Source organism: Sphingobacteriaceae bacterium GW460-11-11-14-LB5 (genome assembly GCA_002151545.1).
In the GTDB taxonomy this organism is placed as follows: Bacteria; Bacteroidota; Bacteroidia; order Sphingobacteriales; family Sphingobacteriaceae; genus Pedobacter.
The window spans coordinates 350,759-374,362 of sequence record CP021237.1; the positions used below are offsets into that span (position 1 = coordinate 350,759).

Sequence of the window (23,604 nt, forward strand, 5' to 3'; positions counted from 1 at the left end):
GAATGAGAGATGATTGGCATGTGGAATTGCCGTTAACATGAAGTCATTCAAAATTCATGCATTCAAAATTAAAAAAAGAGATATGAACTGGGGAACAAAAATAGTATTGGGTATGCTTACATTCATGATGTTTATTGTGTGTATGGTGGTTTATATGTTTCATATACACGGACGTGACGCCCTGATCGAAGAAAATTACTATGAAAAGGGTATCCATTATAATTCAGAATACGATGCCAAACAGCGTGTTATAGAGGATAATGCCAGACCCAAAATTACCGTTACAGCAACTCAGATTATTATCGAAATTAAAGATAGTGCTACTTACCACCTCATTTTAATGCGCCCTGTTAATAGTGATGATGATGTTAAACTAAAAGGAAACACCTCGGGAACGGCGAATCTCATTCTGGTCGATAAAACTAAAATGGCCAGAGGAATGTGGTTTTTAAACCTTCAATGGCGCGCTTCAGGCAAAGATTATCTGTTTAAAGACAACATCACGCTATGACCAATTTTTTGCCACTGGCATTTTTGATGGGCCTTTTCGGAAGCCTGCACTGCGCTGTAATGTGCGGTCCGATTATGTTGGGTATGCCATTCGCGAAACAGAATTTCTTTCGAAGCGGGTTTCAGCTTTTGCTCTATCAATTTGGCCGCATTGCGATATATACCATTTTAGGGCTTTTAGTAGGCATCTTAGGAAACAGTATCCGCATATTTAGCGATCAGAAAACACTGAGTTTGTTAATCGGTTTTGTACTTATCCTATTCACTGCCCTTCAGTTCAGTCAGGCATACACCTGTAGGTTTTCAAAAATACAGTTAAAGCTATTACAACCACTTGCCAGGCTTATGGGTAAAGTATTCGGCATGCCATGTTGGGCGCTGTTTGCGGGGATGCTGAATGGCATCATCCCATGCGGAATGGTGTATCTGGCACTTGCAACTGCTTTAAATACGGGTAGCATTAAATCTGGTGCTACTTTTATGTTTCTTTTTGGTTTGGGTACCGTACCACTTATGCTCATGATTTCTCTTGGAGGAATTTTTCTGAAGAAATACATTCACTTTAATACCAACAAACTTATCCCCTGGTTTATGTTTTTTATGGGTGCCTTACTTATATTGCGGTCGGCCGATTTGGGTATCCCTTTTATATCTCCTAAGACTACCAGTGCCTATGGCCATGCCATAGACTGCAGATAAAATAATCCTAATAAAACCTAAAAGACTACAATAAACAAAACATTAGGTTAAGCGGAATTTACGCAGTACGCTGGTAATTTTCGTTAATATCTGTTTCTTCGACATCAACATCGTATGATAAGTCCTTTTATCTTTAGGTTGAGGCAATAGGTAGGGGGAAATGTCCGCAGGTATCCGCCAAAAATCGGGAGGTGGATTTTCTTTAAAAATCAAGATATAAAGTTTCAGTGTTTCCAGGTACCAATCCTGATGTTTATTATATTCCACTATACCGCCTACATTTGGGTAATGGTGTAATTCCCGCTCCAAAACCAAAGGGCAAAATTTTTTCCAATATTCCACCGTATAAAGCAAGTGCATGTGCCATACCTTATCTACCACAACAGAAGGTGATGCCCCGTTGCGTAATATGCAGCAGAGGTACACAAAACGCTTATATTCTTCAATTGCCAATAAGGTAAACCGCCTTGTCCAGCCTTCGGTAACCGCCAGTTTCCTGGAGAATGGGATCGCGAAATCATCATTATCCGGCGAATAAGCATCAAGTCGTTGCCACAGTGGATTTTGTGTATAATTTTGATGTTCCTCATCCGGTACTACAGTGGTGAATATAGGTTTCATCATGATTTATTTAACAGCCGCAGGAAGACCAGGTTTCATAGGTATAGATACTTTTGGGGTAGTAATACTTATTCAGTAACTGGCAGAAGTCGTCAAAATCGTACCCCAGATCTGTATCCAATAAATTCAGTTTAAAGTCTAACGCTGGCGATGTACCAATAGAAACTGAGAGCTCCCGGTTAATAATCTGAATATCTGTTATTGATCTCCATTCGATCAAGGTGACATGCTTATAATATTGGAGCCCCTCTTCAGATACCTTTAACCGCATGTTTTTTGCTTCATGTTTAGACTTATAAGCGATTAGTCTTATGCCCAATAATACCAATAGGAGCACCCCCATGGCGTAAAGCGCAATATGCAAGGCCCCATTCTCGTCCGAAAAATAGGAAATGATTATCATGACAAAAAATGTAAACAGTAGCAAAGATGCCATACAGGAATACCCGCCATAATCGTGCGATTTTTGGTGTAAAACCATTTCATCTTTCGTCATAAAACACATTAGTAGCTGTAAATATGGTGAAGATAAGGAAAAATATGTTTAAGATAGTTTGGTTCACTCCAGACGACTTTTGTGCAGGCTAATTTTCTTAAAGGCAAGCCCTGGGTCTTTTTTTCACAACCAATTCTAAATACACTGATTCCCGCGGATATCGTATTTAAATTGCAACTGGTCTTTATTCAAATGACTGTTCTCTTATTCCTCTACAATTAATCGTTTGAAACTTTCACTGTAACTCCGGGGTGAACGTTGCATTTTTTTTAAATATTATTGACCATTTTGCTAAGATTTGGTCAACCTTTTTTAGGATTCCAAAAGCAAAAAAAAAGGCCCGTAATCATACGATTTGCTGGTTTTGTAAGGACTTAGTACCATTTAGCGGGAGGAAGGCGTCCATAAAGATACCTTAGTGGTATTTTCTCGATTTTGAAGCGTATTTACTGAAAATATAACACTCTGAGTCGATTAGTGCTATTTCAATAAGTATTAATGGGCGGGAATTACATTAATGATCTTTCCATTCTTTTGGAATTGATCTTTTTGTGAAATAGTGACTATAATCCCTTCCTTAATATTAAATAATTCCAAGGCTTCAATCATACCATTGATTTCTCTATCCAAGTTATTTGGACAAGAGTTTTGGCTGTTAAAAAACTATTGTATTTTTATATCAATAGATATCTTCAATGTCATCGGTTTCAAATTAAATTCGAAATAAGCTTTGGCCTCATTCAATGCACATTTTCTTAGATATATAAGTGTAAGTGATTCTTATTATGGCTTGGAGTAATATTTAATAAAATTAAAGTAGAACTTGTGAGAAGTCAATCAGCATATTTGGAAGCATGGGAATCGGAATCAGCACAAAATAAATATCAAATCAAGACTAATTAAGCATCTATTAATTGCTGTCGCGAGGACTCTATATAAGAGATAAATTTAAAATGATTAATGGCGTTTTATGTTACTGGAGTAGTGCCAGGAAAGTCAAAGCCTAAGCTATTACAAGGCCTTCGAATCCTTGTAATTTTTTCGATAGTGGCAAATTGTTATTTCATGCATGTTTGGACAATTTATTCCTATCGATGTGCTTCCAATTAAAAAGCTTCAATATACTACAAAAATTAAGGGCCGCATCCCGATTAGCAACGGCTTAAAGCCCAATCGTCCCTCACCGATAGTCTGTCCTGTCAGATACAGGCAAGGATCGATACCAATAAAAATATACCTTTAATGATAGATAGCAGCATATTGAATTTTAGTTAATTCATCAATTGATGAATTAACTAAAATTCAATATATGAAGGCTGATATTGTTTTTTAATGGTTTCGTATGTTAAAACATTCCCACCTCTCCAATTCCGGAGTCGTTTGTACCGTCCCAGTTTGAAGTGACCACTAACCTAAAATATCTGGCCGTTTGTGGGGCGCTAAAGGGAAATTTTGTTTTGCGGTTATTGTTGGGAACTTCAAAAGTGCCAACAGTGACAAAATTCGTTGTAGGGTTATTACTTAACTGCACTTCGATATTTTTTACGGTTTTTAAACCATCTACGCGCTGGCTGAGTGTAAAGCCGTTCAATGTTTTTACACTTCCCATATCCACCCTAAAAGTATGCGGTAAGGATGCAGGAGAACTTGTATGCCTGGATCTCCAGTAAGTTGATTGGTTCTCATCAATCAGGTTCGTGGCAGGATATGAACCCTCCTGAGAGCTTTGACCAATTACGCTCCAGCCTGTTTTGTCCATATCGCTAGTAATATCGATAACCGGCACATTATTTACAAAATCGAAAGGATATATGGTTTGAAATACTGTACCGTTCTGGTGCACTAATTTAACTTTAAGTTCATAAGGGGTCGTTCCTTTTACCTGCATCTCGGCAATTGGAACCTGAACATAAAAACTATCAGTGCCAATTACATCACTCTTCCAGGTATTGGCATTATAATCTTTATTTGTACCTACACCTTCATTGTTCACGTTAGGATCCAGGTAATACACGATATTGGTTACAGGTGTATTGGATTGGAATTTTCCCGAAACGATAATATTGCCACTCGTTACATTGTAAGATGAATAAATTCTTTTGATTGTTGCGCTTACAGCGGTGTAGTATGTAATTGAACTACTGGTTTGAAAAACCTGGTTCACATTTAAGATAGCACAATCTGCCGGGCTTAGAAATGTTGGCGACTTTCCGTAGGTATAATTTCCGCCTCCCATGAGCGTAGTCCCAAAATTAGGGTCGTTCTTCTGAGATACCAGTTCTTTATTGTGCGGGAGGTTTAAGCCATGGCCCATTTCGTGGAACATACCACCGATCCACTTTGTGGCTCTGTTGCCCAGCGTGGTATTTTGTCCTAGGTATTGGAGATCAAAGTCTGGGTAATCCAAAGCGTAATCCCACCGACCTGTCCCATAAAAGGGTACACCACCAGGTTCGCCATTCGCATCATAACTGGCTGCTGGCATAATCACCAGTACATGGTCACTCGTAAAATCAGCGGGATGAGTGGCCTTGTAGGCATTAACTTCGGCAGCAACAGCTGTTGATCCACCCTCGTAAGGGTAATTCGCTTTAGGCTGACTACCATTTATAACGATAATTTTTACCTGCTTGGCCGCGGTATCCCTTAGAAGACCAAATGTTTTAAAACCGTACCCACGAGCCTGCATCTGCTCACCATAAAACTGCTGTGCACGCAACAGGATGGCGCCCAATCTTGTTTTCCAACCTGGAATGGTGTCGTTATCATTAGGTATAAAATATACTACGGTTAGGTTCTTGTCGTGATCGCTCGTAAAAACGGGATCAGCCACTAGTTTGGTAACCTGCCCATTTGAAGAACTGCTTTGCGTTTCCGCCATCTTTTTACAGGAGGAGCTGATGAGGGCTGCCAATAGCAAAACTAGTAATGTGTTTTTTTTCATGTTTTTTAGGTTGTCTTAAGTTGTGGTTCAATGTTATTTTGACCAACCAGGGTTCTGCACTAATTTCGGATTGGCTAAAATTTCACGCTGCTGTATGGGGTATAGGTTCATAAACTCCTTAAAAATCCGGTCTTCAATTTTATAAGGAGTATAGGTGAAAGTACTTCCTGTTTTCACGATTTTCATTCCCGTAAATGGACCATTGAATGCATCTTTGGCAATATTCCACCTTCTTGCATCCCAGTATCGGTGGCCTTCGAAAGCAAGTTCTACACGGCGTTCATTTCTGATCCGATCACGCATTTGCGCTTTGGTTAAGCCGGCAGGTAAGTTAGGCATGGTAGCCCTTGTGCGTATTCTGTTGATCGCTGTGTAAACATCTGCAACTGGCCCATCTGCTTCATTTCTGGCCTCAGCGTAGTTCAACAGCATTTCTGCCAGCCTGAAATAGATAAAGTTGTGCTGACTTGCCTGCGCTTGGGTAAGGTTCAGGTTAACATCCAGGTGTTTTTTCATATAGTATCCGGTTAATGAACCATATACTTTCTGCGGTCCATCTAATCCACCATCAAAGGTTTCGATGGATCTGCCCGTTTTAAAAAGTGCACCATTGTAAAAGATGCTAGCTGCCAACCTTGGATCTCTGTCGTTATAGGGGTTGGCAGGGTTGTAGCCGCTTGTGGGGTCGCTAATGGGTTTACCACTGGTTTTCATCTCATAGGCATCAACAAGCGCTTGTGAAGGGTTAATGCCACCTGTACTCCCGTCTATTCCAATAGGGAAATTAGCTGTTTCGAGGCTATTTGAATTTGTTGCGGGTCTGGACCAGATGATTTCGGTAAGGCTTGCAGTATTGCCCCTAAATAAGGCTTCGTAGCCAGCTATACCAGGGTTCAGTGTCATGGTTGGCGTTACAGGTGTAACATCAAAAAAGGGCTTTGCAGCGGTGTAGGCTGCTATCCACTTAGCCGCATCATTGTTAGGGTTATTAATCGCGCTAGCTGCATATAACAATGTTCTTGATTTAAGTGCCTGTGCAGCCCATTTCGTTGCTCTGCCGTAATAGTTTGATACTGATATACTTCTTGGACCTGCAATTAAATAAGACGTAGGTAGTTTAAGCGCAGCTGCATCGCAGTCATCTACAATCTGTTTAACGACCTGATCGTAGGTATTTCTAGCTAAGTCCAGGTCATCGTTAACGCCCAGTACCTGTGTAACCAAGGGCACACCGCCGTAACGTTTTAGCAGTTCTGCATAAAAATAAGCCCTCAGGTAAAGTACTTCACCAATCAGCCTGTCTTTTTGTTCTGTTGCGGTATAACCGTTTATTTTAACATCAGTGGTATGGTCTTTAAGTTTTACCAGATCAATTTTGCTCAAAAAAAGGTTGCATTTGCGAATGCCGGCATAACAGCTGGCATATTTATCATCTGAATTTACGGTAATACCCCAGCTATCGTTGGTGAAACGGTAGCTGCCATTACCCGGGTTACCATGACGCGCATCGTCTGTAGCGGCTTCATTAAATGTTGAAGCAAAATCGGTGTACCCACCAGGTAAAGTTGCATAAATATCGGTTACAAAATCTGTCGCGTAATTGATGTAGCCAAAAACCAGTGTGTCCTGAACCTCAATATCCAGAGGCCTGTCGAGCACACTTTTTTTGCAGGATGTTATGGTGAAAAGCAAGCCGAAGGTTAGGCTTATGCAGATCAGGTTTATTGTCGTTTTCATAAAATCTAATTATTTATGAGGGTTAAAATTCTACGTTAAGTCCAAAATTGAACGATTTGGTTCGTGGATAGCTTCCCAGCCCTGCGCCTAAAAATTCTGGATCAAGGTCAGATGGAAGATCGCTCCAGGTATACAGGTTAAAACTGTTGACGAAAAAGCGTGCATGAGCCAGTTTGACCTTGCTTACCAGGTTTTGTGGAAGTGAATAACCCAGTTCCAGGTTCTTTAACCTCAGGTAACGGCCATTTCTTAACCAAAAGGAAGATGCCTGATAGTTATTGGCGTTGGTACCTAATGATAGCCGGGGAGAAGTAGCAGTTTCTGCAGTAGCTGGTGTCCACCTGCCCAATATAAAGTCGGTAGGTTTATTGCCATCGCTGAATCCCTGCGTGGCAGAATTGAGTATGCTTACGTTTCTGCTGCCAGCACCCTGAAACAGTACCTTTAGGTCGAAACCTTTAAAGGCTAAATCTAAACTTGCCCCATAATATAATTGCGGAAGGTTTGGGTTGCCCAGTTTAACCTGGTCGTAAACATCAACCACGCCGTCGTTGTTCTCATCTTTGTACTTAATATCACCAGGTTTTACAGTACTAAAATTCTGTTTAGGACTATTGTTGATGTCGTTCTGATCTTTAAAGAAACCGATTGAGGTTAAGCCAAAAGGTGTTCCTAAAGCATTTCCCGTACGGTACAGGTAATCGTATGGCTGAATTTGTTCTTCCTGGTTGATGACCTTATTTTTTACAAAAGAGCCTAAAGCATGCAAGGCAAAAGATAAATCACCGATTTTCTGCTTATAATACACATCCCACTCTATACCCTTGTTTTCCATAATACCTACATTAAAGGGTTTGGTGGTAAATCCGCCGAGGCTTGAAATTGATGAGGGGAAGGCGAGAATGTCTTTTCTTCTTTCCATGAAAGCATCAACGCTACCACCAACAGAATGCTTAAGTATTTCGAAATCAGCTCCAATGTTGGCCATTTTATTGGTTTCCCAGGTAATGTTCTCATTGCCCAGCTGGCCTTCTCTTCTTCCTCCGGCGCTTGCAGGATTATTACCAAAGACATAACTGCCTCCGGTTTCGTAATTGCTGAGGTAAAGGTACCTTGCCCTGGCATCTCCGCCGATTCCAAAATCGGTATTGCCAAGTATGCCATATGATGCACGAAGTTTGAGCAGATCGACATAGTCGCTTTTTGCGAAAGCCTCGTTACTGATGATCCAGCCCAAGGCCAGTGATGGGAAGAAACCATAACGTTTTCCCTTTGGCAGGTTTTCACTCCCATTATAACCAATATTTAGTTCGGCCACATACTTTTTATCGTAATTGTAAAAAGCCCTGCCAAAAAAGCCTTGTGTAGCATAGGGATAATCATCACCCGATGGTGTATTTACACTTTGGTTAAAGCCCACACTTGCATCAAGTTCGTGTTTAGTGCCGAATGAGTGCTGGTAATCGGCCTTGGCCCAAAAGATGTTCAACCTGTTCTGCGTAGCCGTTCTCGCTCTTACGGCAAGGGCAACATCGTTACCGAATTTCTGATAAGTGCCGTTCGGCTGAAGTTCGTATGTGGCAAAATCCATAGTTCTGCCTTCGATGTTGTTATAGTTGTTATAATATGAAAAAGCACCGGTTAAACTCAGTCCTTCTATTACTTTATTGAGATTTTGGGTTATGCGCGTAGTACCCAGCAGGTTGCGTGTAGCAATATTGGTATAGCCTGTGCGGGTAATAATGCCATACGGGTTACGAGCATACTGGCTGTTACCACCGATGTTTCCATTGCTGTAAATCATTGGAAAAAGGCCTGAAGGGTAGCGGGAAAGATTTAACCAGATACCATTTGTACCTGATGTTCCGGCACCGGGCGACCTTTGGTTTTCTACCCGTCCGCCCAGATCTACTGAGGCGGTAAGACTAGGGGTGATGGCAAAATCGATATTTGTTCTGAAATTATACCTGTCGAATGAGTTATTGCTATTGAATTGATATACTTCTTCATTATAATCACCATATTTGAAAAGCCCGTCTTGTTTGGCATAACCTAATAATACAAAATAGCGCACGGCATTGGTACCGCCTGAAAAGGTAAGGTTATATTTTTGCTGAACCGCTTCAGTTTTAATCAGCTCTCCATACCAGTTTACATCAGGATATCTATCCATATCTCTGTTGGGGTTATCGTAAGCCGCAATTTGGTCGGTGGTAAACCTTGCAGGCAGACCATCATTTGCAGCAGCTTCATTATACAAATTCATATAATCTTTAGCACCTAAATAATTTTGTGGCGCATTAGGTTTAATAAAGCCAAACTGTGAATAAAAATTAATCTTGTTCTGGTAAGCCACACCTCTTTTGGTCGTTACAATTAACGATTTGTTTGCTCCTGCGATACCGTAGGTGCCATTAGCACTGGCGTCTTTTAAAATGGATAACTGATCAATTTCGAGCGGATCTAGCTGGCTAAAAGTTAATGGTACATTGTCTACATAGGTAGTGATACTACCAAAATTATAAGTATTGGTTCCTCTGATATAAAGTGAGGAACCGTCGTAACCTGGCTCATCACTTCCTTGTACAGTAATTAACCCGGCCATACTGCCTGCAAGAGAATTGGAATTGTTGAGGTTATGGTACCTCGACATGGCTGCACCAGTTGTGGTGCTTATTGCGCCGGGATAATATTTCTTCTGTACGCTGGAATTCCAGGGCAGGGTAAGCGTTTCATCGAAATGTTGTTCAGCTTGGAGAACAATGGCATTATAATCTTTTATCGCTTTAACGGCCTGTTTATAAGTTTGGTAACCTGGCTTGCTGATGTAAATGGTATCTGCATTTTTGTCGCCTATCGAAAAAGCACCTTTACTATCTGTGATAATGGGGTATTTTGATGTTCCTGCATCTACCCGTGCACCCGCAACAGGTTTTCCCGATCGGTCGGTAACGGTGCCTTTTGTTACTTCCTGCGCCAGCGCGCAAAAAGTCATAGAAAACAGGGCAATTACAAATAATAAAGCCTGTTTTTTTATCTTGTTATAGAAATTATTCATCATAAAAATTGTTAGCGTTAGCAATTAATAACCTGGATTTTGGACAATGTTTGCCCCCTTAAAAATTTCTACATCTGGTATTGGGTAGAGGTACATCCTTGGTTGAAACTTTCTAACTTCGAGCGTATAACGGTTGTGGGTAATGGTGCTGCCATTTTTCTCAATCACAAAACCCTGAAATGGGCCGTTATCGGTTTGTTCTGCAATCTTCCATCGCCTCACGTCAAAATAACGCTGGTTTTCAAAGGCCAGTTCTACTGCGCGTTCGTTCTGTATACGCAACCTCATCTGGTCTTTTGATAAACCTGCCGGAAGGGGAGGCATCAATACGGTAGCCCGGTTTCTAACCGTATTAATGGCAGTATAAACCTCAGCGGTGGGTCCACCAACTTCATTTGCAGCTTCGGCAAGCATCAGGTATACATCGGCTAGCCTGATGTAATGATATTTGGTTACAATGGTTCCATTGTCTGGCCTTTGGAATTTTTTTATTGTCATCCCGGTCTGGTTCTGGCTTCCCCAATCCAATCCTGGTAGATTTTTGTTTGAAACATCTCTTGCCCAGAATTCCATGGTATTTCCTCTCCACAAATCACCGTTCCTTAGCACACTAAAGGCAAGGCGTGGATCGCGGTTTAACCACCATTGCTGTTCGTTATAACCTGAACCCGCATCATTGATGGCCAAACCTGATTTCATTTCGAATTTATCTACCAGGTTAAGGGATACATCGTAGCCTGTAAAGCCACCCAGCCGGTTTGGCGGATTAAAATAAGTAGGATCGAAATTTCCTGTTGTTACGCCCGAGCTTTGTTTATACCAGATAATTTCCCTGTTATTTGGATCTCTCGACTCGGTGAAGAGCTTGTCGAATCCACCGGCGTAAAGTGAATACCAATTGGCACCTGCTGTATTTTTGGTGAAAAAGCTGCGCGCAGCATCTAAGGCCAGCTGCCATCGGGCAGGATCTGCTGTTGGGTAGCCCGTTAACTCGTTGCCTGAGCCATTGAATAACGGACTTGCAGCAACCAATAAAACCCTTGCTTTAAGTGCAGCACATGCCGCTGCAGTAACCCGCCCTCTTTCAAGATCGGAAGGTGGCGACCAGGGAAGCACAGTCGCTGCGGAATCGAGCTGTTTCACAATAAAATCTACGCATTCTGCATAAGTATTGCGTTTGATGCCTTTTTTTAGTTCGGCCTGGGCATCAAAATCCTTGATCTGCTCATAATCTATTGGAGAGGTGATTATGGGCATGCCGCCAAAGCGTTTTAAAAGTTCGGTATAAAAGAATGCCCTTAAAAAACGGGCTTCTGCAATATACTGGTCTTTCAGCGCAGGGGTAAAGGTCATCAGGTCTTTATTGGCAAGCATTACATTGCATTTGCGAATTTTCCGGTAATTATCGTTAAGCGAGGCATTATCGGGATTGTTACTGCCGTTAAAAGAGCCTACGTTACTGGCATTTGATGCATAGTAAGCATAACCTGCTTCTGCTTCATCGCACATGTTGGTAAAACCAGTACCAGCTCCAAACTGGTCTGGGCTGCCGGATAGTTCTGAATAGATATTGGCCAGAAAGCCAGCAGTTTGTAACGGATTGCCAAATATGGCCTTTGCATCAACCACGCTTACTGGTGGGGATGATAAAAAGTCTTTTTTACAGCTTACTACGTTCGCTATAACAATAGCTGCCAGAATATATAGATATGCTTTTTTCATTTTTCTTGATCTTTGGGGTTAAAAAGAAACTGTTGCGCCGAAGTTAAAAATGCGCTGTTGCGGATAATACCAGGCCCTAACGTCCCTATTTTCAGGGTCTAAGTAATTTACCTTGTCCCAGGTGTATAAATTAAAGCAGTTGGCATATAACCTGGCATTAGTTAGTCCTATTTTCTGAATCCATGAAGTTGGGAGTGTAAAGCCCAGTTCTGCCGATTTAAGGCGTAAATAACTGGCATCAATTAAGAAAAAGTCGTTATCGACATAATTATGCTGACTTTGGTTAGGCGAAGATGATAATCTCGGGTAAGTTGCTGTAGCTGCCGTTTCAGGGGTCCATCTTCCTAAGTGGAGATCCATTACTTTGCCCTTGTTAAAAAATTCGTAACCAGCTTCCAAGGTTCTGATCATTGAAGTTTTTTCTGCACCCTGCAGGAGCAGGCTAAAATCAAAGTTCTTATAACTTAGTGATAGGGTACCTCCAAAGGTGAAAACGGGGATTAGGGGATTACCTATAGGCACCTGATCGTAAATATCGATTATACCGTCAGCATTTTGATCGATGTATTTAAAATCGCCTGGTTGTAATTTGCCAAGTGGACCTGGATCGAAGGATGATTTTGCCCAGTTATCAATTTCTGCCTGGTTATTGAAAAATCCTGCAGTCTGGTAACCCCATTGCTGACCTATTGATTGCCCCGTACGGCGCATCCAGGGATATTTTGTGCCTGCTTCATCCCTAAAAATAATTTTATTGCGGGCATAGTTCAGGTTTGCTTTAATTGTATAACTAAAATCGTTTATCCTGTTATTGTGCCCCAGTTCGATCTCGTAACCCTTATTCTCAACAATACCAAGATTTACTACAGGAGAGGTTTGTCCAAAAGTGGTTGGAATATTGCCGTATCTGCTTAAAATATTACTGCGCTTATCGTAGAAGAGATCAACGTTTAGCGTGATTTTATTTTTTAGGAATGCACTCTCCAGACCTATGTTGGCTTTGTTTGCCTTCTCCCAGGTGACAGTTGGGTTACCAAAAGCGCCTTCTACATAACCGGTAACTGCACTATTGTTCGTGAGGCCAAATGAGTAACCGGTACCAGTTGCATAAGAGTTTTGAATAAAGAGAAAACGATCAGTTGTATTGGTCTCACTTCCATATTTGTCATTGCCCACCTGGCCATAAGAGCCTCTGATTTTTAATAAACTGATCCATTTGGCAGGCTTTAAAAAACCTTCATTCGAGGCTACCCAGCCGCCCGAAATAGATGGAAAGAAACCATACTTTTTATTGGTAGGAAAGTTTTCTGAACCATTATAGCCTAAATTTCCTTCTATAAAATACTTATCATCATAATTATAAGTAACCCTACTCACGATACCCTGGTAAGAAAACGGCCAGTCATATGCGGCATTATTCCTGATTTTGCGGCTTCTATTACCCAATATCAGACCCGTTACCGTGCTTTTACCAAAAGTGTTGTTGTAATTTAATGAAGCCTCTAAGTAAGTGGTTCTGGCAACGGCAGGATCAAATGTCTGCGAAAAACCCAATGTTGGGTTGTATGAGCCGGCAGCCTCACTATAAATATAAGTGCCATCAGTATTTTTACCCAGGATTTTATATTTTAGGTAATCTGCATAAGAACGGGTGATGGTATGCGTATATTCATTGGTAAAGGAAACATTGGTTTTAAAGCTCAGGCCCTTTAATAGTGATCCAAGTTTATAATCCAATACCACAGTACCTTCGAGTTTGTTGTTGTATTCTTTTGAAAAGCCAGATTGAAACTGTGCCAATACATTTGCCTGCCTAAAATTATAACCATAAGTGCCATCAGGATTGGTAAGCGGTGCACTATTTGGCGGAAAAGCAACCAGCGAACTAAATAGCGTAGATGTTGAAGTAGCCGGACCGTTTCGCGTTTCTGCTCTTGCGGCCAGGTTTGTAGATATGCGCAGGTTTGGCGTAACATCCAGATCTACGTTCGACCTGAAGTTGTAACGACTATAATTCAAATCTCCGTTAAAAGCATTTTCATTCGTACCCGTATGTTTATAAAGTCCATCTTGTGAAAAATAGCTGCCCGAAACGAAATACTTTGCAATCCTAGTACCTCCCGATACGTTGGCATTAAAGTTATATTGCTGTGCAACCGGTTTTAAAAACTCTTTCATGTAGTCTACATCCGGGTAGAGATATGGGTCAGTATGGTTTTTAAAACCATCTAAGTCTGCCTGAGAATAAGCGTAAAAGAGCCCTTTACCTTCATTTGCATAAGCCTCATTTAAGAGCAGCGAGTAATTGTAGGCATCAAGGTAATTTGGCAGGCGGGTAGGCTGTTGTAGTGCATTATTTGCTGTTATACTCACCGTGGTTTTACCAAGGGCACCACGTCGCGTGGTAACAAGAATTACCCCGTTTGCTCCCCTTACACCATAAACGGCTGTTGCAGAAGCATCTTTGAGGATACTGATATTTTCTACCTCATTTGGGTCGATGGTACTAAAAGTACGTTCCACACCATCCACCAAAACCAGCGGTGATGCATTGTTATAAGTTCCCTGTCCCCGAATTAATAACGTTGCTGCATCTCTTCCCGGGTCGCCGGAAGTCTGTTGCCCAATTAAACCTGGTAACCTGCCCACCAGTGCATTATTAAGGTTGGCAACAGGTGATTGTTTAAGTTCTTTTGACGAAACAGTAGATATAGCTGCGGTAACACTGATTTTTTTCTGCTGACCAAAACCTACAACCACGACTTCTTCGAGATCACTATTGTTTTCTTTCAGCACCACATTAATGTTATCGGACGATGAAACGGTCACCTCACGGGTGGTATAACCGGTAAAAGTAATCACCAGTACATCTCCCGGATTGGCTTCAATGCTGAACTGGCCGTTATTGTCAGTGCCGGCGGCTTTTTTGGTGCCTTTTACAGTAATGGTTGCCCCGGGGAGGGCCAGTCCTTTTTCATCAATAATTTTTCCCTTGATCGGTTTGAGAGATCTTTCTCCAGGAATATTGGCCGTGCTTGCTGTAACTGGTACAAAATGTGTATTTCCGTAAGCCTGAAGCCCGGATGACACCATCTGCACAGTTACCAAGCCAGTTAAGCATTTGGTAAAAAATTTATTCATTTGTTTAAAATTGTTTGGTTGGTATTGTTTTACTTTATGGTTTCTAGATCTCTTTCGGTAATTTTTTTATCCCCTTCATCTCTAAATTGCATGTAGGTTTTGGTGTTCAGTGTTGGGAAACCTTCTTTTCTTATTTTTAGTCCGACTTCAGTTAAAGCTTTTTTATCCACGGGTACAATGGCGCCATCTGGATAGGGGCCAATGTTAAGTAGTAAGTTTGCGTTGTTTTTAGCCGTGTTTTCTAAGAGTTTCCAAACATCAGCTGCTGATTTATGCGTTGAATTTTCATCGTAGCCCCAACCTTTATTTTGCATGGTGGTACACATTTCTGCTTTTTTAGTGCGGTTGCTTTGCCAGGCTTTTTCAGCCATTTGTGCAGTTTTTTCTCCTTGTACCTGACGCATCAGGGTGGTTAACGATTTTACTTCATGCTCGCAGGAAATAAAATCTTCATTACCATTAAAACCAGTTTTGTAAGAGACCAATGCCTGCGGCTGCAATCTTTTGATCATGTCATAAATATCCTGTACCTGAAATAGTTCCGGATTGGTGTAGGCACCTCCGATTGGATCGAACCAGAAACCAGCGATGTCTCCATATTGTGTAGAAAGCTCAAAGATTTGGGCTTTAACGGTATTCCAGTAATAAACAAAGTCGGATTTATCTTTAAACCTGATCTCTGGTTGCTCTGTTTGGTAAGCGGGGCGTGCTTCGTTATAATATTTTTTGCTCAAATAGAAGGGATGCGTCCAGTTAATGCCCAACGAATAGTAGATAAACAAGCCCAAACCTGATCTTTTACAGGCCACAACAAGCTCTTTTAAATAATCGCGGTGTGCATTGGCATTCATACTGTTAAATGGATTTGCCTTGCTATCGTACATCGCAAAACCATCATGATGTTGTACCACATAGGTGATATATTTCATTTGGGCTGTTTTGGCCAATGCGACAATACTATCTGCATTAAATTTCTCTCCGGTAAATTTCATCGCCTGTTCTTTATACTCGGCAATAGGGATTTTGCTGTAAAACATATTCCATTCTCCTTTTTTGTAAAAAGTAGATGGTCCCCAATGAATGAAAAGGCCAAATCGGGCATCGTCAAACCACTTTAAGGCTGCTGCGTGCGGATCTTTACGATACAGTTGCTTATACGATTGGAGGTAATTAGGCACCGCCTGTTGGGCAATTGCACCGCTTCCAATAATCATTAAGCATAGCACTGATAATAATTTATATCTCATAGTTTATATTTAATCGTGGTTAGTATCCTGTAAGTAAAATGGCATTGCTTACAGGGTTAAGGATGGGATCAGTTGCTCGGTTAATGTAAATTTATCGCAATAGGGAGGCGATATGTTGCATTTTCACATTGCAAAATAATTGCAAAAGAATGTATAACTTAAATAGCTGTTAGCTAGTTGTTTATGTGTTTATTCTGGTTGCTTATGTACAAGCCTTTGGCATAGCCATAGCCGCTTTTACAGGGATGCCTAAAAAGATGAGATCGTGTAAAAACTATTTTCTGTGCTGAAAATTAAAATTTTTATAAACTGCTGGTTTCTTTGCAGGTCATTATGGGGAAAGAAAGATGCAACTTTTAATCGCTTGCTTTAAAAGCTTTGACCTGTTTTAAGATCCTTTAGCTCCAGGTTTTGAAACTGACCGAGGCCAGCAAATAAGATTTTTACACCCATTAGCTTCCCAATTGGTTTTTTATACTGGGTTTGAAAAACCAATTGTTTATTGATATATAGCTTTACTTTTTTGTCTGCAATGTTTAATGTAACATTTGCTCCAGCGGTAAGATCGTGACCTAGTGCCCTTAGGTCACTTATTTCTCCATCTTTTTGAATTTCTGAAAATTGATAGCTGGCCCAGGCTACGCATTCGGGTTTAATCACATCGATGAAATGTCTATCCACTTCTCCATATAGGTATATATTAAACTGTGAACACCTTACTCCAGGTCTGTTTGCCGAGGTTTTTACATTTACTTTGAGCTTCAGATTATCTGCATTGATAGTTGTTGGCTTAATATTAATATATGATACATAAAATGTTTTATTGGTATCGATTCCTGCTGCTGAAATCTCTGCCGCAGTTGCTCTAAAAACACCATTTTGACCATTAATTTTGGAGTAAACGGAATAAAATCTTGACGTATCTGCAGGTAGGCTCGTTAATATTGACCAACCTTTTGTTTTAAGATAAACTACTGCAGTATCCACTACTACATCCTTAGCATGAAGGGTGGGATAAAAGCGTCCTGGCAACTCATAATAATGATTGACTGCCTGATTGGGCGCGATATTTTTTTTGCGCTTTCTGTCTCCAAAATCTATGGTAAAATCTGAGGGGATATCAGTTCCTTTTCCCTTTATAGCTAAATTGAATATGGCCGAATGTGGTGTTCCACCTTCGGGATTTATACAGATGAGTTTAATCTGTTCAATTTTATTAAAGTTTGGATAGAAAAAATAAAAGCCAAAACCAAGCGATAGAATAAGCAGAAATAATGTCCCAAATAAATAAGCCATCTTTGTTGCAGGTGATTTAGTTACGGGCTCGGTTTCTGGTTCCGCCATTGGCTGCTTTTGGACCGAATCTATTTTTTCGATCTGTAAGGGATTTAATAATTCAAATTCATGCCAATCGCGGTAACCTATAAATTGAGCCAGCGCATCTCTTGTTGCTTTTTGAGGGAAATAACGGGTAGAGGTTTTTAGTTTTCCAAAGATTCTTTTTAGGGTATGATCGCTTAAAGTAACCTTGGTTTGATCGTGTAATAGCTCACTTAGTTTGATGAAATCGCTATTTTTCCACTCCGAAATATCCTTCTTGCCGACCTTAACCGCTACTTTTTTACAACAGATATCCAACTGCTGAAAAAAGACTGAATTCTCCCCTTGTACAGAATCATTTTTCATACAATATAACAGTTTGTTTTTGAGTAAGATATCTTGTACATAACATTGGTTCAGAATTGCATAGTTCCTTAATCAACTTTAGAAGCGGCACCTGCTAAATTTACATAATTGCTCAATATTTCAAAATGATTGAGAAACTAATCAAATAAAACTTTATCAACAAACCAATAACAATTAATGAAGATCAAAAAAACATCCCTGCTATTTGCGGTAACATTGTTTGTATCAGCTCATATTAAGGCGCAGAACCCTAAACCACTACAAGTGAGTGGTATTTACCCACATTTAGCCACTTTTAACGAAGGATGGACATCGGGTAGCAAAAAAACCAGAGATGATGGTTTCGAAAATGGTATTGGTGCCATTACACCCTGGGCAGGACAGTTATGGATGGTCACTTACTCACCGCACGATCCAAAAGGGAGCTCAGACAAATTATATAGTATTGATGATAAGCTAAATGTAACCATTCATCCGGAAAGCATTGGCGGGACACCCGCAAACCGGATGATCCATAAAGAATCTAATCAGCTTATCACCAGTAATTATTTTATAGATAACAAGGGCAAGGTTAGGGTAATTCCATTTTCAGTGATGCCGGGTAGAATGACGGCAACAGCACGCCATTTAACAGATCCGGGAAACATGGTTTACTTTTACGATATGGAAGGCATGCTCTATGAAACTAACGTGCATACACTTGCGGTAAAAAAACTTTTTAATAAGCCAGTACCCGGATGGCATGGTAAAGGTGCCTACACAGCTCAAAAACAATTGGTGGTAGCCAATAATGGGGAAGATGCTGTTTTTAAGCTGAAAAAAGAAAATCTTGAGGCAGGCGATTTACCCCAGAACGCAGAAGAAAAAGGTGTGTTGGCCAGTTGGGATGGAAAGGCATGGAAAATTATTGAACGCCGCCAGTTTACCGACGTAACAGGTCCTGGTGGCATCTATGGATCGCCAAATGATAAAAGTCCGCTGTGGACGATGGGCTGGGATAAACGTTCGGTAATGTTAAAATTATTAGATAACGGCCAGTGGTATACTTACCGCCTGCCAAAAGCAGCGCATACCTACGACCATAGAGGAGGCTGGTATACCGAATGGCCGCGCATAAGAGAAGTTGGCAATGGTAAAATGATTATGGATATGCATGGTATGATGTATGATTTTCCAAAAACCTTTTCGAGAAACAATAGTGGTGGCATTGCGCCTGTAAATAGTCATTTGCGCTACATACCTGATTTCTGCAGTTGGAATAACCAAATCGTCATTTCCACAGATGAGACTACCGTTTTGGAAAACCCAATGGCTGGGCGTGCTCAATCCAACCTTTGGTTTGGGCAATGGAATGATTTAAAAACATGGGGTGCCGCGACAGGTTGGGGCGGCCCCTGGGAGAACGATCAGGTTAAAGCAGGAGTTGCATCCGATCCTTTTTTTACCAAAGGTTTTGAAGAGAAAGTGCTCCATCTCACACAGAAATCAGCTCAAGCTGTCAATTTTACCATCCAGATTGATAAATTGGGTAACAACAAATGGGAAGATTTCAAAACCATTGCTGTTCCGGCAAATGGTTATCAGTATGCCATATTTCCGGCGGGTTTTAACGCCAATTGGGTACGTTTTAAAACCAATAAAGATTGTACAGCTTCAGCATTTTTTCATCTTACAAGCAAAGCACAACAAAGCCAGCCCTCAATGTTTAGCAGTATTGCCGGGATTAACGATCAAACCGCTGTTAACGAAAACCTGATCCGTCCTTCTGGATATAATAAGAACCTGCAGGTATTAAATATTTCAAACGGCAAAAAATACAGTGAAGTTGATGAGAAACTAGCGTTTGTCGCCAATGCGCCAGATAGTACCGCTCAGGTGGAAAAATTATTAACCTTAAAGAAAAACTATACCATTGATGAAGCATCGGTAATTATAAAGGATAAAACAGGTACGTTCCGTATACCTAAAAATGCTGCTGCTTACGAAACATTTGCTTCACGCGATAAACGTGAAACGGAATCAGAGCGCTTTATGTTAAATATTCAGGGTACTTTTTATGAAGTTGGACGTGAATCTGGATTTATTGCTGTTCGCCCGGTTACTACCCACCATAAAAAGATAATTGATTTTTGTACCTGGAGAGGTTTATTGGTATTGAGTGGTACAAAAAAAGATGCTAAAGCCGATGGTAATTATTTTGGCACGGGCACCAATGGCTTATGGTATGGCGGTATTGATGATTTATGGAAGATGGGTAAACCTGTAGGTGAGGGCGGTGTTTGGAAAAATACTGCAGTAAAGGCCAATGAAGCATCTTTACCGTATTTGATGACTGGTTATGACCAGAAAAAGGTATCGATTACTTCTGATAAGGACGTGAACATCACTTTAGAGATCGACTTCGACTTAACAGGTTTTCATCAATATAAAACCTTTGCTATAAAAGCCGGCCAAAGCATTAATTATGAATTTCCAAAAGGCTTTAGCGCGCATTGGGTAAGGGCTATAGCTGATCAGGATTGCCAATCGACTGTAATGTTTACCTATCTGTAGCGAAATGAGCATTAACGAGAATAAAAAAACATGGCAGTACTTGTTTAGTGCTGCCGTGATTGTTGCCGCACTGGGTTATTTTGTAGATATCTATGATCTCTTACTCTTTGGAATTGTAAGGATACCCAGTTTAACCGACCTGGGTTTGAATGAGGCACAAAGATCCATAGAAGGCGCCAGTATTTTAAACTGGCAAATGAGCGGTTTGCTGTTAGGCGGTATCCTGTGGGGTATTTTAGGTGATAAGAAGGGAAGACTTTCTGTTTTATTCGGTTCTATTATTACTTATTCGATAGCCAATTTTGCCTGTGGTTTTGTTCAGGATGTGACCTTGTATAAAGCACTTCGTTTTGTGGCGGGGATTGGTTTGGCTGGCGAACTCGGCGCAGGCATTACATTGGTGTCAGAAAGTTTACCGAAAAAATTAAGGGCTATTGGTACTTCGGTGGTGGCAGGTGTGGGGCTTCTGGGTGCCGTAGCTGCCTATTTTACCGTAGAACTTTTTAGCTGGAGGTATGCCTACTTTACTGGGGGCGGACTGGGGGTATTATTATTGTTTTTAAGGATAGGGGTTTTTGAGTCGGGGATGTTTAAGCATATGGCAGAAAAAAGCCACCTGAAAAAGGGCGACTTCTTATCGTTTTTTACCAATAAAAGACGTTTAAAACTTTATGCTAAATGTATAGGGATTGGACTTCCGACCTGGTACGTGATTGGTATTCTGGCAACCTTTAGCAATGAGTTTGCTTTAGCTTTAGGTATTACCGAGGCCGTAAAACCTGGCCTGGCCGTAATGTGGTGTTATATCGGCTTAGCTGTAGGCGATTTATTGAGCGGAGTAATCAGTTATTACCTTTCATCGCGTAAAAAAGCTGTAGCTATCATGATGCTTTTTACCCTGGCAGGCACTGTAATTTATCTGTATGCGGGGATTGAAAGTGCCAAAGCGTTGTATCTGATGTGTCTATGGTTAGGCTTTGGAATTGGCTACTGGGCCATGTTTGTAACCATTGGCGCAGAACAATTTGGCACCAATGTACGCGCTACAGCAGCTACCACAATTCCAAATATGGTACGTGGTACTGTAGTGCTAATGACGACTTTTTATGCCTATCTCAAACCTGAGGTACTTGAGCTGCATGCTGCTGCTATATTGGGATTGATCTGTTTTGGGATAGGGTTTTATTGCATTCTGACCATACCTGAAACACATGATAAAGATCTCGACTTTACTGAGCCAGAATAAATCCAAATACCAGCAGCCTTTTAAATTCAAAGAAATTAGAGAGAATAATCTGCAATGGATATGATTAGCCATGAGGAATATCTGGAGGCACTCAAAAAAGTGAAGCTTTTTCACCTCCAATTGGAAAAGGAAATAGTAAAAGTGAAAATTACTGATAGCAATGCAGCAGGAAAAGGGATTTTAGAACTTTTAGCGCAGAATGCGAGTAATCGGTTATTTCATGCAGTGAAGTATTTTTTAGAGCTTGAAACCTCCTATCGTAAAATACCCTACCCATCTGCAGAAGATGTTCCAGTGATTTTTTTTACAGAGGAATATACCATAAAACAGTTAAAACCTGTTCGAAACTTGGGTAACAGTACCCTAGTGTTGCTCAACAGCATTTTAAGAAATGCCGGATACAGTACCCTGAGGGAATTTTAGCAACAGCGATAATTTTAGTTATCGCCAACGCCGGATAGTATGTGATAAGGGTTGAGGGTAGTCGGTAGTCTTTTAACAACATCAAATAGGAGAAGAGTGTATATGGAACCAAAATGAGATGGGTACTATGTTTCAGAATGGGTAGGTGTGCCTTTTAAATCGACTGAAAGCCGAAAATATAAATATACGATGAATTTGTACAGATTAGTCGACCAAAATGTTGGAGCAAAAGGGAGTCGAACTTGCGTATTTCGGCAAAAGTGGTTCTTCCCCACTTTTGGTAGTAATTACAAGGATTGAAGGTGAATGTTCGTTAGAAGTTTATGAACATTACGAACCTAATCTTCTCTTCCGCTGACGTATTTAAAGTTATTTCGGTAGATAATAATGCTGATCGGTAAATATATACGAGCAAAGCCGGCAGAAGACATGTCTGTATCCAAAATCTGTTTTTCTTCTTTTCCTAGAAACTTACCACGTATGAAGCCAGCTGTAATTGTTTCTTTCCGAAGGGTCAATTGCCTATTGATCTCAAAAATTTTCATTTGAAGGTCTGTCAAATAGTCATTTAACGACTTTAGATCTTCCTTTTTCCGTTTACTCTACCTGCAAAAATGATCCATTTCTTAGTTCACATGATCTTTCTGCAGTGATTTCGGATCTATTTGCATCAGCATAAATCTGCATGTAGATGGCTTTTCAATTACTCACCGAATCACTCATCTGAACCATGCAAATTCATGCATATTTGAGTATACCGGAAACTAAAAAAGCCTGAAATATCTCTATTTCAGGCTTCAATTTTTTCGGCGGAGAGCGAGGGATTCGAACCCCCGGACCTGTTACAGTCAACAGTTTTCAAGACTGCCGCATTCGACCACTCTGCCAGCTCTCCGCTGCAAAAGTACGAACTTGGCGCAAATCTGCAAATGATTTCGAATCAAATATTTGCATAAATATTTTAAGCGTTGCTAATCATTTAGTTAGCTCGCGTAAAAACGTTCAAAAAAATAAATAAAGGGCCAATATTGGCCTTTTTAAGCGAAATTTTGGACTTCAGCTTTAAGCTAAAGCGCCTGTTTAGGGTAAATTTTTTCCCGATCTACCGATAAAACGCCATTTCCCTCAATTGCAAAACAAACGAGTCCGATTAATACCGAGACCGAAAACCAAAATTCTGAATAGGGTTTAAAAATACCACCGGAAATATTCACAAAGAATACCGCCCCGATGAGTATGGGTAAATTAACCAGGCAAAATATGCGGGTATGGGTGCCCAGTGTAATGGCTAAACCCCCGATAATATGTAGCATGATAATCAGGTGAGCCAGCAAACTTATGCTCACCGCTGTGCCTAAGAAAGCGCCCCTCATTAAATTACTAAAGGCTTGCATATTGATGTAAAAATCAATGCCCTTCCAGATTAAAATAAGGCCTAATAAGATTCTAAAATAGTCTAACCATTTTGGGTGATGGTGATCGCCCCAGTGCTGGATTTTCTTAAGCATGTTCATAACTTCT

At 40.7% G+C, this 23,604-nt stretch carries 16 protein-coding genes and 1 tRNA gene; 5 read left to right on the top strand and 12 right to left on the bottom strand.

Annotated features, from left to right (window positions below; all coding sequences use genetic code 11):
* The first annotated feature begins 37 nt into the window (after positions 1-37).
* Entirely contained in the window at positions 38-511 is a 474-nt protein-coding gene (locus tag CA265_01395) for a hypothetical protein (protein ARS38412.1), read from the top strand.
* A complete protein-coding gene (locus CA265_01400; GenBank protein ARS38413.1) occupies positions 508-1,209 on the top strand; it encodes a hypothetical protein in 702 nt (233 codons plus the stop codon). The genes CA265_01395 and CA265_01400 overlap by 4 nt, the downstream gene beginning before the upstream one ends.
* Before the next feature lie 42 nt (positions 1,210-1,251).
* On the opposite strand, the gene CA265_01405 is transcribed toward CA265_01400, so the two are convergent.
* From CA265_01405 to CA265_01445, 9 genes are all read right to left on the bottom strand, one after another.
* On the bottom strand, positions 1,252-1,830 hold the full coding sequence (locus tag CA265_01405; GenBank protein ARS38414.1) for a hypothetical protein: 579 nt from the start codon (positions 1,828-1,830) through the stop codon (positions 1,252-1,254).
* Between the two features lie 10 nt (positions 1,831-1,840).
* A complete protein-coding gene (locus CA265_01410) occupies positions 1,841-2,326 on the bottom strand; it encodes a hypothetical protein (GenBank protein ARS38415.1) in 486 nt (161 codons plus the stop codon).
* Positions 2,327-3,671: 1,345 nt separating this feature from the next.
* Positions 3,672-5,270: a hypothetical protein gene (locus tag CA265_01415; protein ARS38416.1), complete on the bottom strand. Its 1,599-nt coding sequence runs from the start codon at positions 5,268-5,270 to the stop codon at positions 3,672-3,674.
* A gap of 33 nt (positions 5,271-5,303) precedes the next feature.
* Positions 5,304-7,007, bottom strand: a complete 1,704-nt coding sequence (locus CA265_01420) for a hypothetical protein (GenBank protein ARS38417.1) — start codon at positions 7,005-7,007, stop codon at positions 5,304-5,306.
* Between the two features lie 22 nt (positions 7,008-7,029).
* Entirely contained in the window at positions 7,030-10,068 is a 3,039-nt protein-coding gene (locus tag CA265_01425; protein ARS38418.1) for a hypothetical protein, read from the bottom strand.
* Positions 10,069-10,089: 21 nt separating this feature from the next.
* Positions 10,090-11,787: a hypothetical protein gene (locus tag CA265_01430; GenBank protein ARS38419.1), complete on the bottom strand. Its 1,698-nt coding sequence runs from the start codon at positions 11,785-11,787 to the stop codon at positions 10,090-10,092.
* A gap of 18 nt (positions 11,788-11,805) precedes the next feature.
* A complete protein-coding gene (locus CA265_01435) occupies positions 11,806-14,928 on the bottom strand; it encodes a hypothetical protein (GenBank protein ID ARS38420.1) in 3,123 nt (1,040 codons plus the stop codon).
* A 29-nt stretch (positions 14,929-14,957) separates the two neighbouring features.
* Positions 14,958-16,142 (bottom strand): hypothetical protein, encoded by a 1,185-nt coding sequence (locus CA265_01440; GenBank protein ARS42848.1) that lies wholly within the window; start codon positions 16,140-16,142, stop codon positions 14,958-14,960.
* A gap of 402 nt (positions 16,143-16,544) precedes the next feature.
* Positions 16,545-17,861 carry a hypothetical protein gene (locus CA265_01445; GenBank protein ID ARS38421.1) on the bottom strand — a complete coding sequence of 439 codons (1,317 nt, stop codon included), beginning with the start codon at positions 17,859-17,861 and terminating at the stop codon, positions 16,545-16,547.
* Positions 17,862-18,038: 177 nt separating this feature from the next.
* Here CA265_01445 and CA265_01450 point away from each other — a divergent pair, with 177 nt between their 5' ends.
* From CA265_01450 to CA265_01460, 3 genes are read left to right on the top strand one after another with little or no spacing between them, the layout of a single operon-like run.
* A complete protein-coding gene (locus tag CA265_01450; GenBank protein ARS38422.1) occupies positions 18,039-20,414 on the top strand; it encodes a hypothetical protein in 2,376 nt (791 codons plus the stop codon).
* A 4-nt stretch (positions 20,415-20,418) separates the two neighbouring features.
* Complete coding sequence (locus CA265_01455; GenBank protein ID ARS38423.1) at positions 20,419-21,660, top strand: MFS transporter; 1,242 nt, start codon at positions 20,419-20,421, stop codon at positions 21,658-21,660.
* 54 nt (positions 21,661-21,714) lie between these two features.
* Positions 21,715-22,083 carry a hypothetical protein gene (locus tag CA265_01460; protein ARS38424.1) on the top strand — a complete coding sequence of 123 codons (369 nt, stop codon included), beginning with the start codon at positions 21,715-21,717 and terminating at the stop codon, positions 22,081-22,083.
* 338 nt (positions 22,084-22,421) lie between these two features.
* On the opposite strand, the gene CA265_01465 is transcribed toward CA265_01460, so the two are convergent.
* The 3 genes from CA265_01465 to CA265_01475 all read right to left on the bottom strand — a co-directional run bounded on the left by CA265_01465 (position 22,422) and on the right by CA265_01475 (position 23,597).
* Positions 22,422-22,628: a hypothetical protein gene (locus tag CA265_01465; GenBank protein ID ARS38425.1), complete on the bottom strand. Its 207-nt coding sequence runs from the start codon at positions 22,626-22,628 to the stop codon at positions 22,422-22,424.
* Between the two features lie 262 nt (positions 22,629-22,890).
* Positions 22,891-22,978, bottom strand: a tRNA-Ser gene (locus CA265_01470).
* Positions 22,979-23,150: 172 nt separating this feature from the next.
* Positions 23,151-23,597 carry a DoxX family protein gene (locus CA265_01475; GenBank protein ARS38426.1) on the bottom strand — a complete coding sequence of 149 codons (447 nt, stop codon included), beginning with the start codon at positions 23,595-23,597 and terminating at the stop codon, positions 23,151-23,153.
* Positions 23,598-23,604 lie beyond the last annotated feature (7 nt).

What these genes read in the sequence shown, in the direction of transcription:
- CA265_01460 (ARS38424.1), top strand. Translation starts at nt 21,715, where the DNA reads ATGGATATGATTAGCCATGAGGAATATCTGGAGGCACTCAAAAAAGTG.
- CA265_01430 (ARS38419.1), bottom strand. Translation starts at nt 11,787, where the DNA reads ATGAAAAAAGCATATCTATATATTCTGGCAGCTATTGTTATAGCGAAC.
- CA265_01435 (ARS38420.1), bottom strand. Translation starts at nt 14,928, where the DNA reads ATGAATAAATTTTTTACCAAATGCTTAACTGGCTTGGTAACTGTGCAG.
- CA265_01400 (ARS38413.1), top strand. Translation starts at nt 508, where the DNA reads ATGACCAATTTTTTGCCACTGGCATTTTTGATGGGCCTTTTCGGAAGC.
- CA265_01425 (ARS38418.1), bottom strand. Translation starts at nt 10,068, where the DNA reads ATGATGAATAATTTCTATAACAAGATAAAAAAACAGGCTTTATTATTT.
- CA265_01455 (ARS38423.1), top strand. Translation starts at nt 20,419, where the DNA reads ATGAGCATTAACGAGAATAAAAAAACATGGCAGTACTTGTTTAGTGCT.
- CA265_01440 (ARS42848.1), bottom strand. Translation starts at nt 16,142, where the DNA reads ATGATTATTGGAAGCGGTGCAATTGCCCAACAGGCGGTGCCTAATTAC.
- CA265_01445 (ARS38421.1), bottom strand. Translation starts at nt 17,861, where the DNA reads ATGAAAAATGATTCTGTACAAGGGGAGAATTCAGTCTTTTTTCAGCAG.
- CA265_01450 (ARS38422.1), top strand. Translation starts at nt 18,039, where the DNA reads ATGAAGATCAAAAAAACATCCCTGCTATTTGCGGTAACATTGTTTGTA.
- CA265_01465 (ARS38425.1), bottom strand. Translation starts at nt 22,628, where the DNA reads ATGAAAATTTTTGAGATCAATAGGCAATTGACCCTTCGGAAAGAAACA.
- CA265_01395 (ARS38412.1), top strand. Translation starts at nt 38, where the DNA reads ATGAAGTCATTCAAAATTCATGCATTCAAAATTAAAAAAAGAGATATG.
- CA265_01415 (ARS38416.1), bottom strand. Translation starts at nt 5,270, where the DNA reads ATGAAAAAAAACACATTACTAGTTTTGCTATTGGCAGCCCTCATCAGC.
- CA265_01475 (ARS38426.1), bottom strand. Translation starts at nt 23,597, where the DNA reads ATGAACATGCTTAAGAAAATCCAGCACTGGGGCGATCACCATCACCCA.
- CA265_01405 (ARS38414.1), bottom strand. Translation starts at nt 1,830, where the DNA reads ATGAAACCTATATTCACCACTGTAGTACCGGATGAGGAACATCAAAAT.
- CA265_01410 (ARS38415.1), bottom strand. Translation starts at nt 2,326, where the DNA reads ATGACGAAAGATGAAATGGTTTTACACCAAAAATCGCACGATTATGGC.
- CA265_01420 (ARS38417.1), bottom strand. Translation starts at nt 7,007, where the DNA reads ATGAAAACGACAATAAACCTGATCTGCATAAGCCTAACCTTCGGCTTG.